This window comes from Marinicauda salina (assembly GCF_003122085.1).
GTDB classification, from domain to species: Bacteria; Pseudomonadota; Alphaproteobacteria; order Caulobacterales; family Maricaulaceae; genus Maricicauda_A; species Maricicauda_A salina.
Genome location: NZ_QEXV01000001.1, coordinates 314,532 through 331,102, shown reverse-complemented (window position 1 = coordinate 331,102; position 16,571 = coordinate 314,532). Strand labels below are relative to the sequence as shown.

General features: G+C 70.7%; 16 protein-coding genes and 1 pseudogene. 10 read left to right on the top strand and 7 right to left on the bottom strand.

All coding sequences use genetic code 11. The annotated features are described in order from the left end of the window. Positions 1-38 precede the first annotated feature (38 nt). Positions 39-785: a HesA/MoeB/ThiF family protein gene (locus tag DDZ18_RS01450; protein WP_109251574.1), complete on the bottom strand. Its 747-nt coding sequence runs from the start codon at positions 783-785 to the stop codon at positions 39-41. A gap of 127 nt (positions 786-912) precedes the next feature. Between DDZ18_RS01450 and DDZ18_RS14185 the strand changes: the two genes are divergently transcribed. Then, positions 913-2,214 (top strand): ATP-dependent DNA helicase, encoded by a 1,302-nt coding sequence (locus DDZ18_RS14185; protein WP_269845052.1) that lies wholly within the window; start codon positions 913-915, stop codon positions 2,212-2,214. Positions 2,215-2,217: 3 nt separating this feature from the next. Here the strand turns inward: DDZ18_RS14185 and dut are convergent, their stop codons facing one another. From dut to DDZ18_RS01420, 5 genes and pseudogenes are all read right to left on the bottom strand, one after another. After that, entirely contained in the window at positions 2,218-2,670 is a 453-nt protein-coding gene (gene dut / locus DDZ18_RS01440; protein WP_109251572.1) for a dUTP diphosphatase, read from the bottom strand. 61 nt (positions 2,671-2,731) lie between these two features. Continuing rightward, a complete protein-coding gene (locus tag DDZ18_RS01435; protein ID WP_109251571.1) occupies positions 2,732-3,202 on the bottom strand; it encodes a hypothetical protein in 471 nt (156 codons plus the stop codon). A 32-nt stretch (positions 3,203-3,234) separates the two neighbouring features. Further along, a pseudogene (gene coaBC, locus DDZ18_RS14270) lies at positions 3,235-4,427 on the bottom strand (bifunctional phosphopantothenoylcysteine decarboxylase/phosphopantothenate--cysteine ligase CoaBC). 38 nt (positions 4,428-4,465) lie between these two features. Beyond that, positions 4,466-6,010: a 2-polyprenylphenol 6-hydroxylase gene (gene ubiB, locus DDZ18_RS01425; protein ID WP_109251570.1), complete on the bottom strand. Its 1,545-nt coding sequence runs from the start codon at positions 6,008-6,010 to the stop codon at positions 4,466-4,468. Between the two features lie 48 nt (positions 6,011-6,058). Next, positions 6,059-6,841, bottom strand: coding sequence for a class I SAM-dependent methyltransferase (locus DDZ18_RS01420; RefSeq protein ID WP_109252194.1), 783 nt, complete (start codon positions 6,839-6,841; stop codon positions 6,059-6,061). 123 nt (positions 6,842-6,964) lie between these two features. Here DDZ18_RS01420 and mutM point away from each other — a divergent pair, with 123 nt between their 5' ends. From mutM to DDZ18_RS01375, 9 genes are all read left to right on the top strand, one after another. Continuing rightward, positions 6,965-7,828 (top strand): bifunctional DNA-formamidopyrimidine glycosylase/DNA-(apurinic or apyrimidinic site) lyase, encoded by an 864-nt coding sequence (gene mutM / locus DDZ18_RS01415; protein WP_109251569.1) that lies wholly within the window; start codon positions 6,965-6,967, stop codon positions 7,826-7,828. Positions 7,829-7,936: 108 nt separating this feature from the next. Further along, positions 7,937-8,899 carry a TraB/GumN family protein gene (locus DDZ18_RS01410; RefSeq protein ID WP_158272030.1) on the top strand — a complete coding sequence of 321 codons (963 nt, stop codon included), beginning with the start codon at positions 7,937-7,939 and terminating at the stop codon, positions 8,897-8,899. Positions 8,900-9,033: 134 nt separating this feature from the next. Continuing rightward, positions 9,034-9,810, top strand: a complete 777-nt coding sequence (locus DDZ18_RS01405; protein WP_109251567.1) for an enoyl-CoA hydratase — start codon at positions 9,034-9,036, stop codon at positions 9,808-9,810. 121 nt (positions 9,811-9,931) lie between these two features. Next, positions 9,932-10,201 carry a 30S ribosomal protein S20 gene (rpsT, locus tag DDZ18_RS01400; protein WP_109251566.1) on the top strand — a complete coding sequence of 90 codons (270 nt, stop codon included), beginning with the start codon at positions 9,932-9,934 and terminating at the stop codon, positions 10,199-10,201. A gap of 512 nt (positions 10,202-10,713) precedes the next feature. Continuing rightward, on the top strand, positions 10,714-12,105 hold the full coding sequence (dnaA, locus tag DDZ18_RS01395) for a chromosomal replication initiator protein DnaA (RefSeq protein ID WP_233245668.1): 1,392 nt from the start codon (positions 10,714-10,716) through the stop codon (positions 12,103-12,105). Between the two features lie 126 nt (positions 12,106-12,231). Further along, positions 12,232-13,350, top strand: a complete 1,119-nt coding sequence (gene dnaN / locus DDZ18_RS01390; protein ID WP_109251564.1) for a DNA polymerase III subunit beta — start codon at positions 12,232-12,234, stop codon at positions 13,348-13,350. 11 nt (positions 13,351-13,361) lie between these two features. Beyond that, complete coding sequence (gene recF, locus DDZ18_RS01385) at positions 13,362-14,525, top strand: DNA replication/repair protein RecF (RefSeq protein ID WP_109251563.1); 1,164 nt, start codon at positions 13,362-13,364, stop codon at positions 14,523-14,525. A gap of 465 nt (positions 14,526-14,990) precedes the next feature. Next, a complete protein-coding gene (locus DDZ18_RS01380) occupies positions 14,991-15,611 on the top strand; it encodes a hypothetical protein (protein WP_109251562.1) in 621 nt (206 codons plus the stop codon). A gap of 4 nt (positions 15,612-15,615) precedes the next feature. Beyond that, positions 15,616-15,948 (top strand): winged helix-turn-helix domain-containing protein, encoded by a 333-nt coding sequence (locus DDZ18_RS01375; RefSeq protein WP_109251561.1) that lies wholly within the window; start codon positions 15,616-15,618, stop codon positions 15,946-15,948. On the opposite strand, the gene DDZ18_RS01370 is transcribed toward DDZ18_RS01375, so the two are convergent. After that, positions 15,921-16,493 (bottom strand): GNAT family N-acetyltransferase, encoded by a 573-nt coding sequence (locus tag DDZ18_RS01370; protein WP_109251560.1) that lies wholly within the window; start codon positions 16,491-16,493, stop codon positions 15,921-15,923. The two genes, DDZ18_RS01375 and DDZ18_RS01370, sit on opposite strands and share 28 nt — an antisense overlap. Positions 16,494-16,571: the final 78 nt, after the last annotated feature.

The following is a 16,571-nucleotide window of genomic DNA, read 5'->3' as shown; positions in this document are numbered from 1 at the left end:
GCCCTGCGGGCTTCCGGGATGACACGTTGCGGCTCGGTTTATCGCCCCCCGCAATCCGCGCACGCCGGATCCTTCGGCAGGCGCACGGTCCGGACCTCGCCCGACAGCCCGTCATGGATCTGCAGCCGGCCCACGAGCGGCTCGCCGGCGCGCGCGATCAGCTTGATCGCCTCCAGCGCCATCACCGAGCCCGCGATGCCGGTGAGCGCGCCGACGATGCCGACCTCGGCGCAGCGTTCGGCGTCGGGCGGCGTCTCCGGCACGAGGCAACGATAGCACGGCGCGTCGGCGGCGAGATGCGGGGCGAACACGCCGATCTGGGCGTCCCAGCGCCCGACCGCGCCCGAGACCAGCGGGATGCGCGCGGCGACTGCGGCGCGATTGACCGCGAAGCGGGTCTCGAAATCGTCGCAGCCGTCGAGAACGAGGTCGGCGTCGTCGAGCAGGCCGGGCAGGCTGTCCGCATCGGCCGTCGTCGCACGCGGTTCGACCGTGACGTTGGGGTCAAGATCGGCGATCGCCTCGGCGACGCGCTCGACTTTCGCCCGGCCGACGTCTTCGGTGCGGAACAGGATCTGGCGCTGCAGGTTGTCGAGGCTGACAATGTCGGGGTCGACGATGCGGATCGTGCCCACGCCGGCGGCGGCGAGATAGATCGCGGCGGGGCAGCCGAGCCCGCCCGCGCCGATGATCGTCGCGCGCGCCGCGGCCAGGCGCTGCTGGCCCGGGCCGCCGATCTCCTTCAGGAGGATGTGGCGGGCGTGGCGTTCGATATCGACGGCCATGGCGGGCTCCGGCGGCGGGGACGGGCCCAAGCTAATTCATCGCAGCGTCTTGCCTAGGGGCGCGCTGGCGCGGCCGGGCGAAACCGGGCAGGGTGCGCGACCTCTCAGTTCAGCGAGCCCGCCCGCCGTGACCGCAGACCCTCTTCCCCAGCTGTCGGCCTCGCAGGCCGACCTCGTCGAATACATCGCCGGATCCGGCGCCAATGTCTTCCTCACCGGCAAGGCCGGCTCGGGCAAGACCACCGTGACGCGCGCGCTGATCGCCCGGATGGGACGCGACGCCGCGGTGCTCGCGCCGACGGGCGTGGCGGCGATGAACGCCGGCGGCATGACGCTGCACGCCTTCTTCCGCCTGCCGCCGCGTCTGGTCACGCCCGACGACGTGCGCCGCGTGCGCGGGGGCAAGGCGATGAAGGCGCTCAAGACGCTGATCATCGACGAGATCTCGATGGTGCGCGCCGACGTCATGGCCGCGATCGACCGGAGTTTGAGGATCAATCGCGGCGTCGACGCGCCCTTCGGCGGAGTGCAGATGGTGCTCGCCGGCGATCTCGCCCAGCTGCCGCCCATCGTGCGCGGCGAGGAGGCGGCCTGGCTCGAGGAGAGCTTCGGCGGACCGTTCTTCTTCCACCCGCCGGTCTTCCGCGACGCCGGCTTCACCATGATCGAGCTGGAGGAGATCCACCGCCAGGCCGATCCCGAATTCGTCGAGATCCTCAACGCCGTGCGCGAGGGCCGGATCACGCGCGAGCAGGGCGCGCTCCTGAACACGCGCGTGACGGGGCGCAACGGGCTCGAGGCGAGCGAGACCCATGTCGTGCTGACGGCCACCAACGACGTCGCCAACCGCATCAACGCCGCCCGCCTCGACGCGCTGGTGGGCGAGCCGCGCGCCTTCGCCGGCAAGGTCGAGGGCAGCTTCGAGGAGAAGGTCTTCCCCACCGACGATCCCCTGGTGCTCAAGGCCGGGGCGCGGGTGATGATGATCCGCAACGACCCGGGCGGACGCTGGGTCAACGGCAGCCTGGGCGAGGTCGTGGGCTTCACGGGAGACGGCGTCGAGGTCGCCGTCGGCGGCGAGGTTCACACCGTCGAGCCGGCGAAGTGGGAGCGCTTCCGTTACGGTTTCGACGCCAAGGCCGAGACGCTCAAGAAGGAGACGGTCGGCGCCTTCACCCAGTATCCGCTGCGGCTAGCCTGGGCGATGACGATCCACAAGGCGCAGGGGCTGACGCTCGACCGGGTCTATCTCGACGTGTCGCGCCGGCTGTTCGCCCACGGCCAGGCCTATGTGGCGCTGTCGCGCGCGCGCTCGCTGGAGGGCCTCGAGATCTCGCGGCCGCTCACCCCGCGCGACGTCATCATCGACGAACGCGTGTTCGACGTCCGCAGCTTCTGCGATCACGCTCCGCCGGCACTGCTGGGCTGAGGCCTACTCGACGCCCGTCGAGCCGAACCCGCCTTCGCCGCGCTCGGTCTCGTCGAGGTCGTCGACCGGCTCCCACGCGGCCTGGACGACGGGGGCGACCACCATCTGGGCGATGCGTTCGCCGCGCTTCACCGTGAACGGTTCGCGGCCGTGATTGACGAGATTGACCCGGATCTCGCCGCGATAGTCGGCGTCGATCGTGCCGGGCGTGTTCATGCAGGAAATGCCGTGGCGGGCGGCGAGCCCGGAGCGCGGTCGGATCTGCGCCTCGTAGCCCTCGGGCAGCGCGATGGCGAGCCCGGTCGGGATGAGCCGCCATTCGCCCGGGGCGAGCACGACGGGGTCGTCCTCGGGCACGGCGGCGGGCAGGTCCATGCCCGCCGAGCCGGAGGTCTGGTAACGCGGCAGCGCCAGACCGTCGAAATGATCTAGCGCGCGAACCTTCACCTTGAGCATCGATCCGTCTCCCGCCCGGCCGGTTGAACCGGGCGGGAGATAGACCGTTTCGACGGCGGCGTCAGCCGCCCTGGCCGGATTCTTCGGCTTCCTGCTCCGCCATGTAGGCCTGGAGGGCGGCCTCGCCTTCGTTGAAGCCCTCGAGCGCGGCGACGATGGCGGCGCGCTCGTCCTCGGTGATCTCGCCCTGCGGCAGCTGGACGACATAGTTGCCGTCGGAGAAGCCGAGCGCGAGCACGGTGGTCTCCTCGCCCTGGCCGGCCCGGATATAGAGCGGCATGTGGTAGAGGATCTCGAAATCGTTGGCGTCGGGCACGATCGTGTCGCGCGAGCACAGAATGCCGGCGGCGTCTTCCGGCGCGGGCGGGCGCTCCATCAGGCCCGGTTCGGCGCTGGCGTCGACGACGGTGTAGCCGTCGATCGGCTGCGGTTCGGCGGACTCGTCGTCGAACATGGCGAAGCACTGGGCCTGGGCGGCGCCCGTGAACAGGGCGGCCGCGCCCGCCAGGGCGGCGGCGGCTGCGAGTTTCATTTCGTTTTCCCCTTACTGGCTGCGGGGCGAGCCTAACCGGAGGCGGAGCCCGAAAACAAATCCGCGACTGCATCGGCGAGCCGCGCGGCGATCTCGGCCTTGGGCGCGCGCGGCCAGGCGAAGGTCTCGTCGGCGGTGATCAGCAGGGCGGCGTTGTCGGCCCCGCCCATCGCGTCGCCGGAGACGTCGTTGGCCACGATCCAGTCGCAGCCCTTGCGTTCGCGCTTGGCGCGGGCGAGCGCCTCCAGGTCGTGCGTCTCGGCGGCGAACCCGATCACCAGTTTCGGACGATCGTTCGTCTTATTCGCGATCGTCTTCAGTATGTCCGGGTTTTCAACCAGTTCCAGCGAGCGCAAGGCGCCCTTCTCGGTCTTGAGCTTGCGCTCGTGCGTCTCGGCGGGCCGCCAGTCGGCGACGGCGGCCACGCCGATGAAGACGTCGGCGGGCAGCGCGGCCTCGACGGCGGCGAGCATGTCGGGGGCGGTCTCCACCTGCACGGTGGTCACGCCGGCGGGCTCGGCGAGCGCCGTGGGTCCGGAGACGAGCACCACATCAAAGCCGCGCTGGGCGAGTGCTTCGGCGACGGCGTAGCCCTGCCGGCCGGACGACCGGTTGGACAGGAAGCGCACGGGATCGATCGGCTCCAGCGTCGGGCCGGCGGTGACGATCGCCTTCGGCTGCGTCATGCCGCGAGCATCCGCTCGATCTCGACGAGGATGCGTTCGGGCTCGGGCAGCCGGCCCGGCCCGTACTCGCCGCAGGCCATCTCGCCCTCGTCGGGATCCATCACGACGACGCCGCGCTCGCGCAGCGTGGCGAGATTGGCCCGGGTGGCGGCATGCTCCCACATGCGCACATTCATCGCCGGCGCCATCAGGACCGGCTTGTCGGTGGCGAGCAGCGCCGTGGTCGCCAGATCGTTGCACATCCCCGCGGCGTGCTTGGCCATCAGGTCGGCGGTCGCCGGGCAGACGACGACGAGGTCGGCCGAGCGCGACAGCTCGATATGGCCCATCTCGGCCTCGTCGGTGAGCGAGAACAGGTCGTCATGGACCTTCTCGCCCGACAGCGCGGCCAGACTCATCGGCGTGACGAACTGCTTGCCCGCCTCGGTGAGCAGGCAGCGCGCGCCGATCCCGCGGCGTTTCAGCTCGCGGATCAGCTCGAGCGACTTGTAGGCGGCGATGCCGCCGCCGACGATCAGGAGAATGCGTTTGTCGGCCATGGTTTCGACCCGCCTCGGCGCTTTTCGCGCAGCCTAGCCTAAAGCCCCGCCGCGATCACCGCCCACGCGGCGAGGGCGCCGGAGGCGGCGGCCAGCGCGACGAGACCGGCGAGGCGCATCGCCCCGCCGCGGCTCGGCGCCGGCGCGGCGGACTTCGCGGACCCCCGTTCGGCGGCCTCGGCGAAGCGCTCCATCGTCTCGGGCAGCCGCCGGATCGCGTCGCGCAGGCGCTCGAAATCCTCCAGCGCGTCGCGCGCGAAGCCTTCCGGACCGAGTTCGCGGCGCATGAAGCGCTCGACCGCCGGGGCGGAGGCCTTCCACATGTTGTGGCGGGGCGACAGGGACCGGCACACGCCCTCGACCTGGACCATGGTCTTCTGCAGCAGCACGAGCTGGGGCTGGAGATGCATGTCGAACAGGTCGGTGATCTCGAAGAGCTGCATGAGCACCCGGCTCATCGCGACCTCCTCGGCGGTCTTGCCGAAGATCGGCTCGGCGACGGCGCGCAGCGCCGAAGCGAAGTCGGCGCGCGAATGCCGCTCGGGCACGTAGCCGGCGTCGAAATGGGCCTGCGCGGCGCGGTCGTAATCCTTGGTCAGGAAGCCGTGCAGGATGACGGCGAGATAGCGCCGCTCGGCCGCCTCCAGCCGCCCCATGATGCCGAAATCGACCGCCCAGAGCCGGCCGCCCTCGTCGACGAAGAGATTGCCGGGATGCATGTCGGCGTGGAACACGCCGCGCTCGAGCGCGGTGGTGAGGAAGGCGTCGGTGAGATCGGCGGCGAGCTTCTCCCGGTCGACGCCTGCGGCGGCGACGGCGTCCATGTCGGTCAGCGGGACGGCGTCGATCCATTCGGTGACGAGCACGCGGCGCGTGGTGCGCGACCAGTCGATCTCGGGAATGAAGAGATTGCCGGCCGCCACGGCGGCCTCCGACAGCTCGCTGGCCGAGGCCGCCTCGAGCCGCAGATCCAGCTCGAGCGTGAGCGAGCGCGCGACGGTCTCGACGAAGGCCTTCGGTTCGAGCCGCTTCGAGGGCCCGTAGAGCCCCTCGGCGAGCCGGGCGCCGAGCCTGAGCGCGGAGATGTCGCGCGCGATGCGCTCCTCGATCCCCGGGCGCAGGATCTTCACCGCGACGTCGCGGCCGTCGGCGGTGCGCGCCCGATGGACCTGGGCGATCGAGGCCGCCGCCGTGGCCGGGTCGAGCTCGGCGAAGGACTCCTCAACCGGCCGGCCGAGCTCGGTCTCGAGAATCCGGCGCGCCTCGGCGTCGGAGAACGGCGCCATCTTGTCCTGCAGCCGCGCCAGGCCGCGGGCGAAATCCGCGCCGATGACGTCGGCGCGCGTGGCCAGGACCTGGCCGAACTTGACGTAGGACGGGCCGAGCCGCTCGAGCGCGCGGGCCAGCCGCTCGCCGGGATTGGCCGCGCGGTCGCGGATCGCGATCAGGCGCGCCAGGCGGCCGATGAACCGCGCCGGGCCCGGCAGCGCGGCCTGGTACTCGGCGGGAAAGATCGCGTCGTGGCGCGCCAGCGTCCAGGCGGCGCGGGCCAGGCGGGCGATATCGGAGAGCGTCTTGAACACGGATGGGAGGTTTAGGGCCCGCGCCCCGGCTTGGCGAGGGGCGGCGGTCTACAATCGCCAGCCCGCGTGCAGCGCGGCGATGCCGCCCGACAGATTGGTCACCGACACGTTGGCGAAGCCGGCCGCCTCCATCTCCTGGGCGAAGGCCTGCTGGTGAGGGAAGCGGCGGATGGATTCCACCAGGTACTGATAGCTGTCGCGGTCCCTCGCGATGAGCCGGCCGAGCTCGGGAATCACGTTGAAGCTCCACGCGTCGTAAAACCGCGAGATCCCGCGCGAGACCGGACGCGAAAATTCGAGGCAGAGAAAGCGCCCGCCGGGCTTCAACACGCGATGCATCTCGGACAGCGCCGCGGCGCGGTCGGTGACGTTGCGGATGCCGAAGCCGATCATCACGCAGGCCGCCGACCTGTCGGCGAAGGGCAGGTGTTCGGCGTTCGCGCCGATCCAGTCGAGCCCGCCGCGCCCGCCGCGCTTGCGTCCGGCGTCGAGCATTTCGAGATTGATGTCGGCGACGACGGCGCGCGCCGGGTCGCCGCCCGCGCGCTTGCGGCGCTCGTCGGCGCGGTCGAGAAAGGCGCGGGCGAGATCGCCGGTGCCGCCGGCGACGTCGATCAGCGTCTCGCCCGGCCGCGGATTGGCCTTCGTGATCGTGATGTCCTTCCAGACCCGGTGCACGCCGAGGCTCATGAGGTCGTTCATGAGGTCGTAGCGCCGCGCCGAGCGGTCGAACACGCCGCGCACGAGCGACTGCTTCTCCGCGCGCGGCACTTCGCGGAAGCCGAAGGAGGTCGTCTCGGCGGCGTCGGGGTTTTCGGCGGTCTCGGTCATGGCCGGGACCATAGGTCAGCCCCGCGCCTGCGGAAAGCGCGTCGGGACGCCGCGCCTGTTCAGCGGGGCTCGCCCCGCGGCGCGGCATCGCCTATCGGTTGGCGAACGCGCGGGGAGACGACCATGCCGGAGCTGCCGGAAGTCGAGACGGTGCGCCGGGGCCTGATCCCGGCGATGGAGGGCCGGCGCATCCTGGCGGCCCGCGCCGCCCGCGCCGACCTGCGCTTTCCTTTCCCCGAGCGCTTCGCCGATCGGCTCGCCGGAACCCGCGTCGAGCGCATCGACAGGCGGGCGAAATACCTGCTGGCGCGGCTGGGCTCGGGCGAAACCCTGCTCATGCACCTGGGCATGTCGGGCCGGTTCTCGATCGCCGCCGCCGACCTGGAGCGCCAGCCCGGCGATTTCGTCTACGCCCCGGCCGCCGATCCGAAGCACGACCATGTCGTGTTCGAGATGGAGGGCGGCGCGCGCGTGACCTACAACGATCCGCGACGCTTCGGATTCATGAGCCTGTTCGAGACCGAGGCCGAGGCCGATCAGCGCTTCCTGAAGGATCTGGGACCGGAGCCGGATTCGAACGCGTTTTCCGGCCCGCATCTCGACGCGGCGTTGAAGGGCCGCAAAACCGCCATCAAGGCCGGTTTGCTTGACCAGCATGTCGTCGCCGGCCTCGGCAATATCTATGTCTGCGAGGCGCTCTGGCGGGCGCGGATCAGCCCGCGCCGGTCCTGCGCGTCCATCCCCGGCGTCCGCGCCGAGCGACTGGCCGCGGCGGTGCGCGCCGTCATCGCCGAGGCGATCGAGGCCGGCGGCTCGACGCTGCGCGATTACGCCGGCGTCGACGGCGCCATGGGCTATTTCCAGCACCGCTTCGACGTCTATGGGCGGGAAGGCGAGCCGTGCCGGCGCGACGGCTGCGGCGGAACCGTGCGCCGCCTCGTCCAGTCGGCGCGGTCGAGCTTCTATTGCCCGGCCTGCCAGCGATGAACAATGTAAAGGGTGCTTGACTGGCGCCCGGCGCGGATGTCAACGTCACTTTACACAGGGCGGCGACCGCCCCGTCGACCGATCACCGCCGACCGACAGGAGACAGGCATGAACCGTTTCGCAACCCGCTTCGCCCAGGCCGCCCGCGCCGGGCTTCTGGCGGCCGGGCTGACCGCGGGCCTCGCGTCCGGCGCGCTCGCCCAGGCCGAGCCGGCTGCGGCCGACCGGCCCGACTACGCCGCGATCGAGGGCGATCCGGCGCTCTGGGTGGTCGAGGACGAGGATTCCACCCTCTACCTCTTCGGCAGCTTCCACATCCTGCCGCCCGAGCTCGGCTGGCGCAGCGAGGAGGTCGCCGCGGCGTTCTCCGAAGCCGACACGATCTGGTTCGAGGCCGATGTGTTCAGCGAAGACGCCGCGGCGCAGATGCAGGCCCTGGTGCCGCAGCTCGGCGTCAACGAGCCCGGCGTGACGCTGAGCTCGCTCATCGACGACGAGGCCGAGGCCGACCTCGCCGCCTTCGCCGAGATGCTCGGCGCGCAGCCCGACGTGCTGATGGCGAACATCGATCAGTTCAGGCCCTGGTTCGCCAGCCTCCGGCTCGCCATCGCCGGCATCCAGGCGCTGGGCTACGACCCGAACTCGGGCGTTGAGCGGGTCCTGCACGCCGACGCCGTCGAGGCGGGCAAGGAGTTCGGCTATTTCGAGACGATCGAGCAGCAGCTGCGCTTCTTCGCCGACATGCCGCTCGAGGCCCAGGTCGCCGAATTCGAGCTCTCGATCGCCGACATGGTCGACAATCCCGACCAGATCGAGGATCTCGCCGTCGCCTGGGCGACCGGCGACATGGAGACGATCGACCGGATCATGAACGAGTCGCTGCGCGACACCGGCAGCGGGCTGTACGAGCGCCTGATCGTCGAGCGCAACGAGGACTGGATCCCGCAGATCGAGGCCATCCTCGACGGCGAGGGCGTCGACTTCGTCGCCGTGGGCGTCGGGCACATGCCCGGCGACGCGGGCGTCATCGCCCTCATGCGCGCGGAGGGCCACGAGGTGACGCGACGCTGAGGCGCACCCGATTCGCCCGTCGCATGCGGCCCGCGCCGGAGGTGTCGACCCCGGCGCGGGCTTCATGTATGGAGGCCGCCGTTTCGGATGTCGGACGCGTTCGCGCCGCGAACGCCTGAACAGCGGAGGCCCCGATGGCCTACAAGACGATCCAGACCAAGACCGAGGGCCGCGTCGGCGTGATCACGCTCGACCGGCCGTCCGCGCTCAACGCGCTGTGCGACGAGCTCACCGGCGAACTCGCCGACGCGCTCGCCGGATTCCAGGCCGATGACGAGATCGGCTGCGTCGTGCTCACCGGCTCGGCCAAGGCCTTCGCCGCCGGCGCCGACATCAAGGAGCTCCAGGACCGCGACTTCATCTCGCTGTTCAAGAACGATCCGTTCGAGGCGACCTGGGAGTCGGTGGCCCGCTTCCGCAAGCCGATCATCGCCGCCGTCGGCGGCTATGCGCTCGGCGGCGGCTGCGAGATCGCGATGATGTGCGACTTCATCATCGCCGCCGAGACCGCCAAGTTCGGCCAGCCCGAGATCAATCTCGGCGTCATGCCGGGCTCGGGCGGCACCCAGCGCCTGCCCCGCGCCGTGGGCAAGGCCAAGGCGATGGACATGTGCCTGACCGGCCGGATGATGGACGCCGAGGAGGCCGAGCGCGCCGGGCTGGTGTCCCGCGTGGTGGCCGCCGACGACCTCATGGACGTGGCCATGGAGGCCGCCGAGACGATCGCGGCGAAGTCTCTGCCGATCGCCATGATGACCAAGGAGGCGGTCAACATGGCGTTCGAAACCGGACTGACCGAAGGGGTGCGCTTTGAGCGCCGGGTCTTCCAGTCCCAGTTCGCCACCGAGGACCAGTCGGAGGGCATGGCCGCGTTCGCCAACAAGCGCGCGGCCCATTTCAAGCATCGCTGAGCCGCCGGCGCCGGCCTGTTGACGCCCGCCCCGCGCGGGGCTATACGCCGCGCCTCACGGTTTCGCGCCGCGCCCGTGGAGGCGGCGGCGCATGAAGTTCGGAAACGTCCCGGGAGTTCCCATGGCGAACACCTCGTCGGCCAAGAAGATGGTGCGCAAGCTCGCGCGCCGGACCGCCGTCAACAAGGCGCGGCGCTCGCGCATGCGCACCTTCGTGAAGAAGGTCGAGCTGGCGCTGGCCGCCGGCGACAAGGACGCCGCGCGCGAGGCGATGCGCAAGGCCGAGTCGGAGGTGATGCGCGCGGTCTCCAGCGGGGTGCTTCACAAGAACACCGGCGCGCGCACCGTCTCGCGTCTGAACGCCCGCGTGAAGGCGATGACGGCTCAGTAAAACTCCGTCCCTGTCCGGAGCGGATTCCGATGCGCCCGCGGCTTCCGCCGCGGGCGTTTTTGTGGTTCAATCCGACGTCCTGACTGGAGCAAAATCCGGTTGTCGGCCAGTGTCTTGCTCTGCTCCGGCCGACGCTCTCCGCGCGCGTGTGAACGCCGCCGGATCGAACGCTTTGAGAACACCGGAAAGCGGGAAAAAAAATTCCGAGGCCAAGGTCGCGCCCGGTCAGAGGAATCCGATTGTCAAGAGCACGGCGCGGCGATTTTTGAAGGTTAATGGAGTTGATTCGCGCGGCCTGCTGGATAACCTGTGTTCCTCGACGTTAGTCATCACCATACGGATCATTTCTCCGCAACGGAGAGGCCGAAAAGGGCCGGTCTCCGACCGGGATGACTGCGTCTCAAGTAATGACCTTGGATCGCGGGGAAAACCCGCGGCGAGCGAAAAAGGTTGGGGCCATGGGGTTCGACTCTTCGGCGGCTGCCGTCATCCCGGAAACGCAGGGCGGCGCGATGAACGACGCTTCCTCGGTGTACCGAATCTGGCGCGAGGTTCGCGCCCGGCTGCGCCAGGAATACGGCGATCTCGTCTATGCCGGCGAGATCGCGCGACTGCGGGTCACCGAGGATGACCAGGGCCGCGTCTGCGTGCTCTGTCCGACCGAATTCGGCCGGTCGTGGGCCGAGGACAATCTCGGCGCCCGCCTGCGGGCGCTGTGGGCGGCCTTCGAGGGCGCCGCGCGCGACATCGTGATCTGCGCTGAAGGCGCCGCCGCGCCGGCCCGGACCCCGGCGGCCGCTCCGGCGGCGGCCCCGGTTCCGGCTCCCGCCCCCGCCTCGCCCCAGGCGCGCGCGGCCGGACGGCCGGCCAGCGCGACGCGCCAGAACCGGTTCACGTTCGACACCTTCATGGTCGGCGCGGCCAACGGCACCGCGGCGACCGCCGCCAAGCTGATCGCCGCCTCGCCCGAGCCGCAGTTCAACCCGGGCTTCTTCCACGGCGATTACGGCGTCGGAAAGACCCACCTGCTGGCCGCCATCGCCCACGCCGTCGAGCTGGGCGAGACCCGGCGCAAGGCGCTCTACCTCACCGCCGAGGAGTTCCTGAACGGCTTCCAGTCGGCGCTGCGCGCCCGCGACGTTCAGCCCTTCAAGGACCAGGTCCGCGACTGCGACGTGCTGCTGGTCGACGACGTGCACTTCATCGCCGGCAAGGCGCGCACCGAGGACGAGTTCCTGCAGACGCTCACCGCGCTGATCGGCGAGGGCAAGCAGGTGGTGCTCGCCTCGCACTGCCCGCCCGAGGAGCTGGGCGTGTGCGACGAGCGCCTGCGTTCGGTGCTGCGCGGCGGCTTCGCCTGCCCGATCCAGGGGCCGGATCTCGACCTGCGGCGGAAGATTCTCGACTGCAAGATCGCCCAGGCGCGCGTCCATTGCCCCGAGCTGGAGGTGCCCGAGACCGTTCGCGATTTCCTGGCCGCGCGCGTGACGACCTCGGCGCGCGAGCTCGAGGGCGTGCTCAACAACATCATCGTGCGGACGGCCTACATGAGCCGGCCGGTGACGCTGGACACCGTTTCCGAGGCGCTCTCCGAGCTGCCGATCAAGCCGGAGCGCCGGCTCACCGTGGACGACATACAGCGCGCGGTGGCGGCGTATTTCTCGCTGACGACCGACGATCTGCTGTCGAAGCGGCGCACCCAGTCCGTCGTCCGGCCGCGCCATATCGCGATGTACCTCGCCAAGACGCTGACCACGCGCTCGCTGCCGGACATCGGCAAGCGCTTCGGCGGGCGCGACCACTCGACGGTGATCCACGCGGTCAACAAGATCGCAGAGCGGCTCCCCTCTGACCCGACCCTCGCCGAGGACGTCGAGGCCATCAAACGCCGCCTGCGCGGCTGACCCCCCTCAGTCAGCCGGAACGGCCGCAAGAGACCCCTTCTTGCGGCCGTTCCTTTTGGTCTAAGGTGCGCTCCCACCGCCGGTGATTCACCCGCCGGCCCCGTCCCGGTCCGCAGAGGCGACACGATGAAGCTCACCATCGAGCGCGCGGTGCTCCTGAAGGCTCTCGGCCACGTCCAGGCCGTGGTCGAGCGACGCAACACCATCCCGATCCTCTCCAACGTCCTGATCAACGCCAGCGGCGAGCACGCGCGCTTCACCGCGACCGATCTCGACATGGAAATCGTCGAGGAGACCGAGGCCCGCGTCGAAAGCGAGGGCATGGTCACCGCGCCGGCCCACACGCTCTACGAGATCGCGCGCAAGCTGCCCGAGGGCGCCGAGGTCACGCTCGAGATCGGCGGCGCCGACCCGCGCATGACGCTGTCGGCCGGGCGCTCGCAGTTCAATCTGCCGGTGCTTCCCCCCGGCGATTTCCCGGTGATGCCCTCGGAGGATCTCGCGGTGACCTTCACCGCGCCGGCCGAGGAGCTCGCCCGGCTCATCGACAAGACCCGCTTCGCGATCTCCACCGAGGAGACGCGCTACTATCTCAACGGCATCCACCTCCACGCCGCCGAGCGCGACGGCCGCAAGGTGCTGCGCGCGGTGGCCACCGACGGCCATCGCCTGGCGCTCGCCGAGACCGACCTGCCCGACGGCGCCGAGGCGATGCCCGCCGTGATCGTGCCGCGCAAACCGATCCAGGAGCTGCGCCGCCTGCTCGAGGATCTCGACGACGGCGTCGAGGTGTCCGTGTCCGAGGGCAAGATCCGCTTCCAGCTCGGCGCCGCCGTGCTCACCTCGAAGCTCATCGACGGCTCCTTCCCGGACTATGAACGCGTCATCCCGCGCGAGAACGACAAGATCATGAAGGTCGACCGCGCGCCCTTCGCCCAGGCCGTCGACCGGGTCGCGACCATCTCCCAGGAGAAGTCGCGCTCGGTGAAGCTGACCGTGTCGGATTCGAATCTCGTCCTGGCGGTGAACAATCCCGAGAGCGGGGCGGCCAGCGAGGAGCTCGGCGCGGACTATGGCGACGAGGAGATCTCGATCGGCTTCAACGCGCGCTACCTGCTCGACGTCGCCGGCCAGATCGAGGGCGACGAGGCGATCTTCGAATTCGCCGATTCCGCCTCGCCGACGCGGGTGACGGATTCCGGCGACCCGAACGCCGAATACGTCCTCATGCCGCTGAGGGTGTGAGCGGGGCGGCGATGGCCGACGCCCCCGGGCGCGCCCGCGCCGCGGTGACGCGTCTCAAGCTCACCAATTTCCGCTCCTGGGCGGCGCTGGATCTGTCGCTCGATCCGCGACCCGTGTGCCTGTTCGGCCCGAACGGGGCGGGCAAGACCAATCTCGTCGAGGCGGTCTCCTTTCTCGGCCCCGGCCGAGGTTTGCGCGGGGCCGGCGCGGACGCCGTGAGGCGCCGCGACGAGGACGGTCCGGCGACGATCTGGGCGGTCTACGCCGAGGCCGAGACGGTCGACGGGCCGGTCAGCCTCGCCACCGGGGCGGACCCCGACAATCCCGCCCGCCGGCGCACGCGGCTCGAGGGGGCGGCGGCGACCCAGACCGAGCTCGCCCGCCTCTTCCCCATGCTCTGGCTCACCCCGCGCGAGGATCGCCTCTGGGCGGGCCCGCGCTCGGACCGGCTGCGCTTCTTCGACCGGCTGGTGCTCGCCGGCGAGCCCGGCCACGCCGCCGCGGCGACGGCGTATGAGAAGGCGCAGCGCCAGCGCCAGCGTCTCCTCGACCGGATGGAGGAGGGTGAGCGCGCCGATCCCGACTGGCTCGCCGCGCTGGAGGCCGAGATGGCGGCCAACGGCGTCGCCATGGCCGCCGCCCGCCTCGAGACGCTCGCCCGCCTGCAGGCCGAGATCGATGCGCGCGCCGCCTCGCGTTTCCCCAAGGCCGATCTCGCGCTCGAGGGCGCGGTCGAGGCGATGCTCGCCGAGGGCATGAAGGCGGGCGAGGCCGAGGATGCTTTCGGCCGCGATCTCGAAGCCGCCCGGCGTCGCGACGGCGCGGCCGGGCGCGCGCTCACCGGTCCGCACCGAACCGAGCTGACGGCCGTCCATCGCGAGAAGGCGCGCGCCGCATCCGATTGCTCGACGGGCGAGCAGAAGGCGTTGCTCACCGGCCTGGCGCTCGCCCAGGCCGCCGCGCTGGCCACGGCGCGCGGGGCGGCGCCGGTGATCATTCTCGACGAGGCCTGCGCCCATCTCGACGAGACCCGCCGCGAGGGGCTGGCCGAGGCGATCGCCGATCTCGGCGGCCAGGCCTGGCTTACCGGCGTCGAGCGCGCCCTGTTCGCGCCGTTCGGGACTGGCGCGCAATACGTCGCGATCGGCGACGGCAAGGCGGAGATCGTCGGTTAGGGCGCGCCATTGCGAAACGTCCCTCGCTGCTTCCGTCATTCGCCCGCTCCTCTTGCCCGACGAAAATCGGGGCCCGGAGAGCGTGGAGCGCCGCCGCCGCCCGACCTCTCCTGGGTCCCGGATCAAGTCCGGGAAAGAGAAGCTGCGTCGCCCTTGCGCGTGATCCCGGGCGCGGCCGCGCTGCCCCGGCGCGTTTCCCCAGCGCAAGCTGGGGCCCGGCGAGGACGCGCCGCGCCCGTCGACCTCTGGATCCTGACTTTCGTCAGGAAAACGAGCGGTGAGAAAGTTGAGCGCCTGCCGCTCCGGTCGGCGTTGACTTGATGACAAGGAAGCCGGACCGGCTTCGTGCGAAGCTCCGGCGCGAAGGCCGACCGCCCCTCGCCCCCGCAAGTCCTCCGAATCCCGCCTTGCGTTTCCCGTCTTGCTTATATACTTTAATAGATAAAGTACTTCATGGAGCGCACGATGACCCGCGACGAGCTGAAATCCGACATCGACTATCTCCGCGAGCTCGCCGAGGCCGGCGAGGCCGCGCCGCTGCTCGGCGGGCGCTTCGCGCTGTGGTGGGGCGGGCTGGCCACCCTCGTCCTGCTCGCCCACTGGACGATCGTTTCCGGCCGCGCGCCGCTGGGCGTGGAGGCGCTGTGGCCGCTCTGGCTGGGCTTCATCGTCATCGGCTCGATCGGCAGCGCTTTCCTCGGGCTCAGCCTGCGCGGCAAGCCCGGCGCGGGCTCCGTCGGCAATCGCGTGGAGGGTGCGGTCTGGCCGAGCGCCGGGCTGGCCATCTTCGCCTATTTCCTCGGCGTGACGGCCGGCGTGCTCACCGGCCAGCTGTCGCCGGTCTTCTACAACACGATCCTGCCCGCCGCGCTTCTGGGCTATTCGGTGTCCTGGATGACGATGGCGCGGATCGTCCGGCGACCGGTTCTGTTCATCCCGGCCGGGGTCGCGCTCGCCGGCGTCGCCGCCGCCGCCGCCCTCGCCGCCACGCACTGGGTCTACCTGGTCACGGCGGCGGCCATCTTCGGATCGACCGTCGCGCCCGGCCTCGTGCTGATGACGCGCGAGCCGCGCACGGTGGTGTGAGCCGATGGCCGATTTCGACGCCGCCCGCCTCGACGAGGTCATCCACGGCAAGCTTCGGCTCGGCGTGATGGCCTATCTCTCCGCGGTCGACGACGCGACCTTCGCCGAGCTCAAGGACCGCACCGGCGCCACGGACGGCAATCTCTCGGTCCATCTGAGGAAGCTCGAGGAGGCCGGCTATGTCGCCGTCGAGAAGCGCTTCGTCGGGCGCAAGCCGCAGACCCGCGCGCGCCTGACGCCGCAGGGGCGCAAGGCCTGGATCGCCTATATCGACCAGATGCGCGCCCTGCTCGACGGCGGCGACGGGCCTCAGTCCGCCGGCCGGACGCGTTCGTAGCGGATCGCTTCGCCCTCGCCGGCCGCCGCGGAGCCGATCTCGGCGAAGCCCGCCTTCTCCAGCACGCGCCGCGAGGCGAGCAGATAGTCGGGCGTCTCGGCGCGCACGCGCTTGACGGAGGGATCGCGGAAGGCCCGGGCCAGCAGGCCGTCGACGGCCTCGGTGGCCAGGCCCTGCTCGCGAAAACTCGGCAGCATGGAGCACGCGACCTCGACCGTTCCCTCGGCGTCCGGCGGGCCGTGGAAGCCGCCGACCCCGACGATGCGGTCGCGGGTCTCCGGCGACCAGGCCATGAGGAAGACCCAGGCGCCCCAGCCGGTTTCGCCGGGAGCGGCCTCGATACGGGAGAGCGCGTCGCGCATCTTGGCGTCGTCGTCGAACTCCGGCGGCCAGGCCGGTTCGGGCTGGGCGCCCAGCCGCTCGAAGAAGGCGGCGCGATCGGCCTGCTGCAAACGCAGAAGCTCGGAATCGAGCGCGACCAGCCTCAGGCGCGCGGTGCGCACCTCGCCGGGCTCAACCCGGATGGCTTCGCGGACGTCGGGCATGATGCTCTCCGGAGTCGACATCGGGAGCCCTATCAGCGCATTCGCCCGGCCTGTCGCTCCAAAGTTTTGTGACGGAGC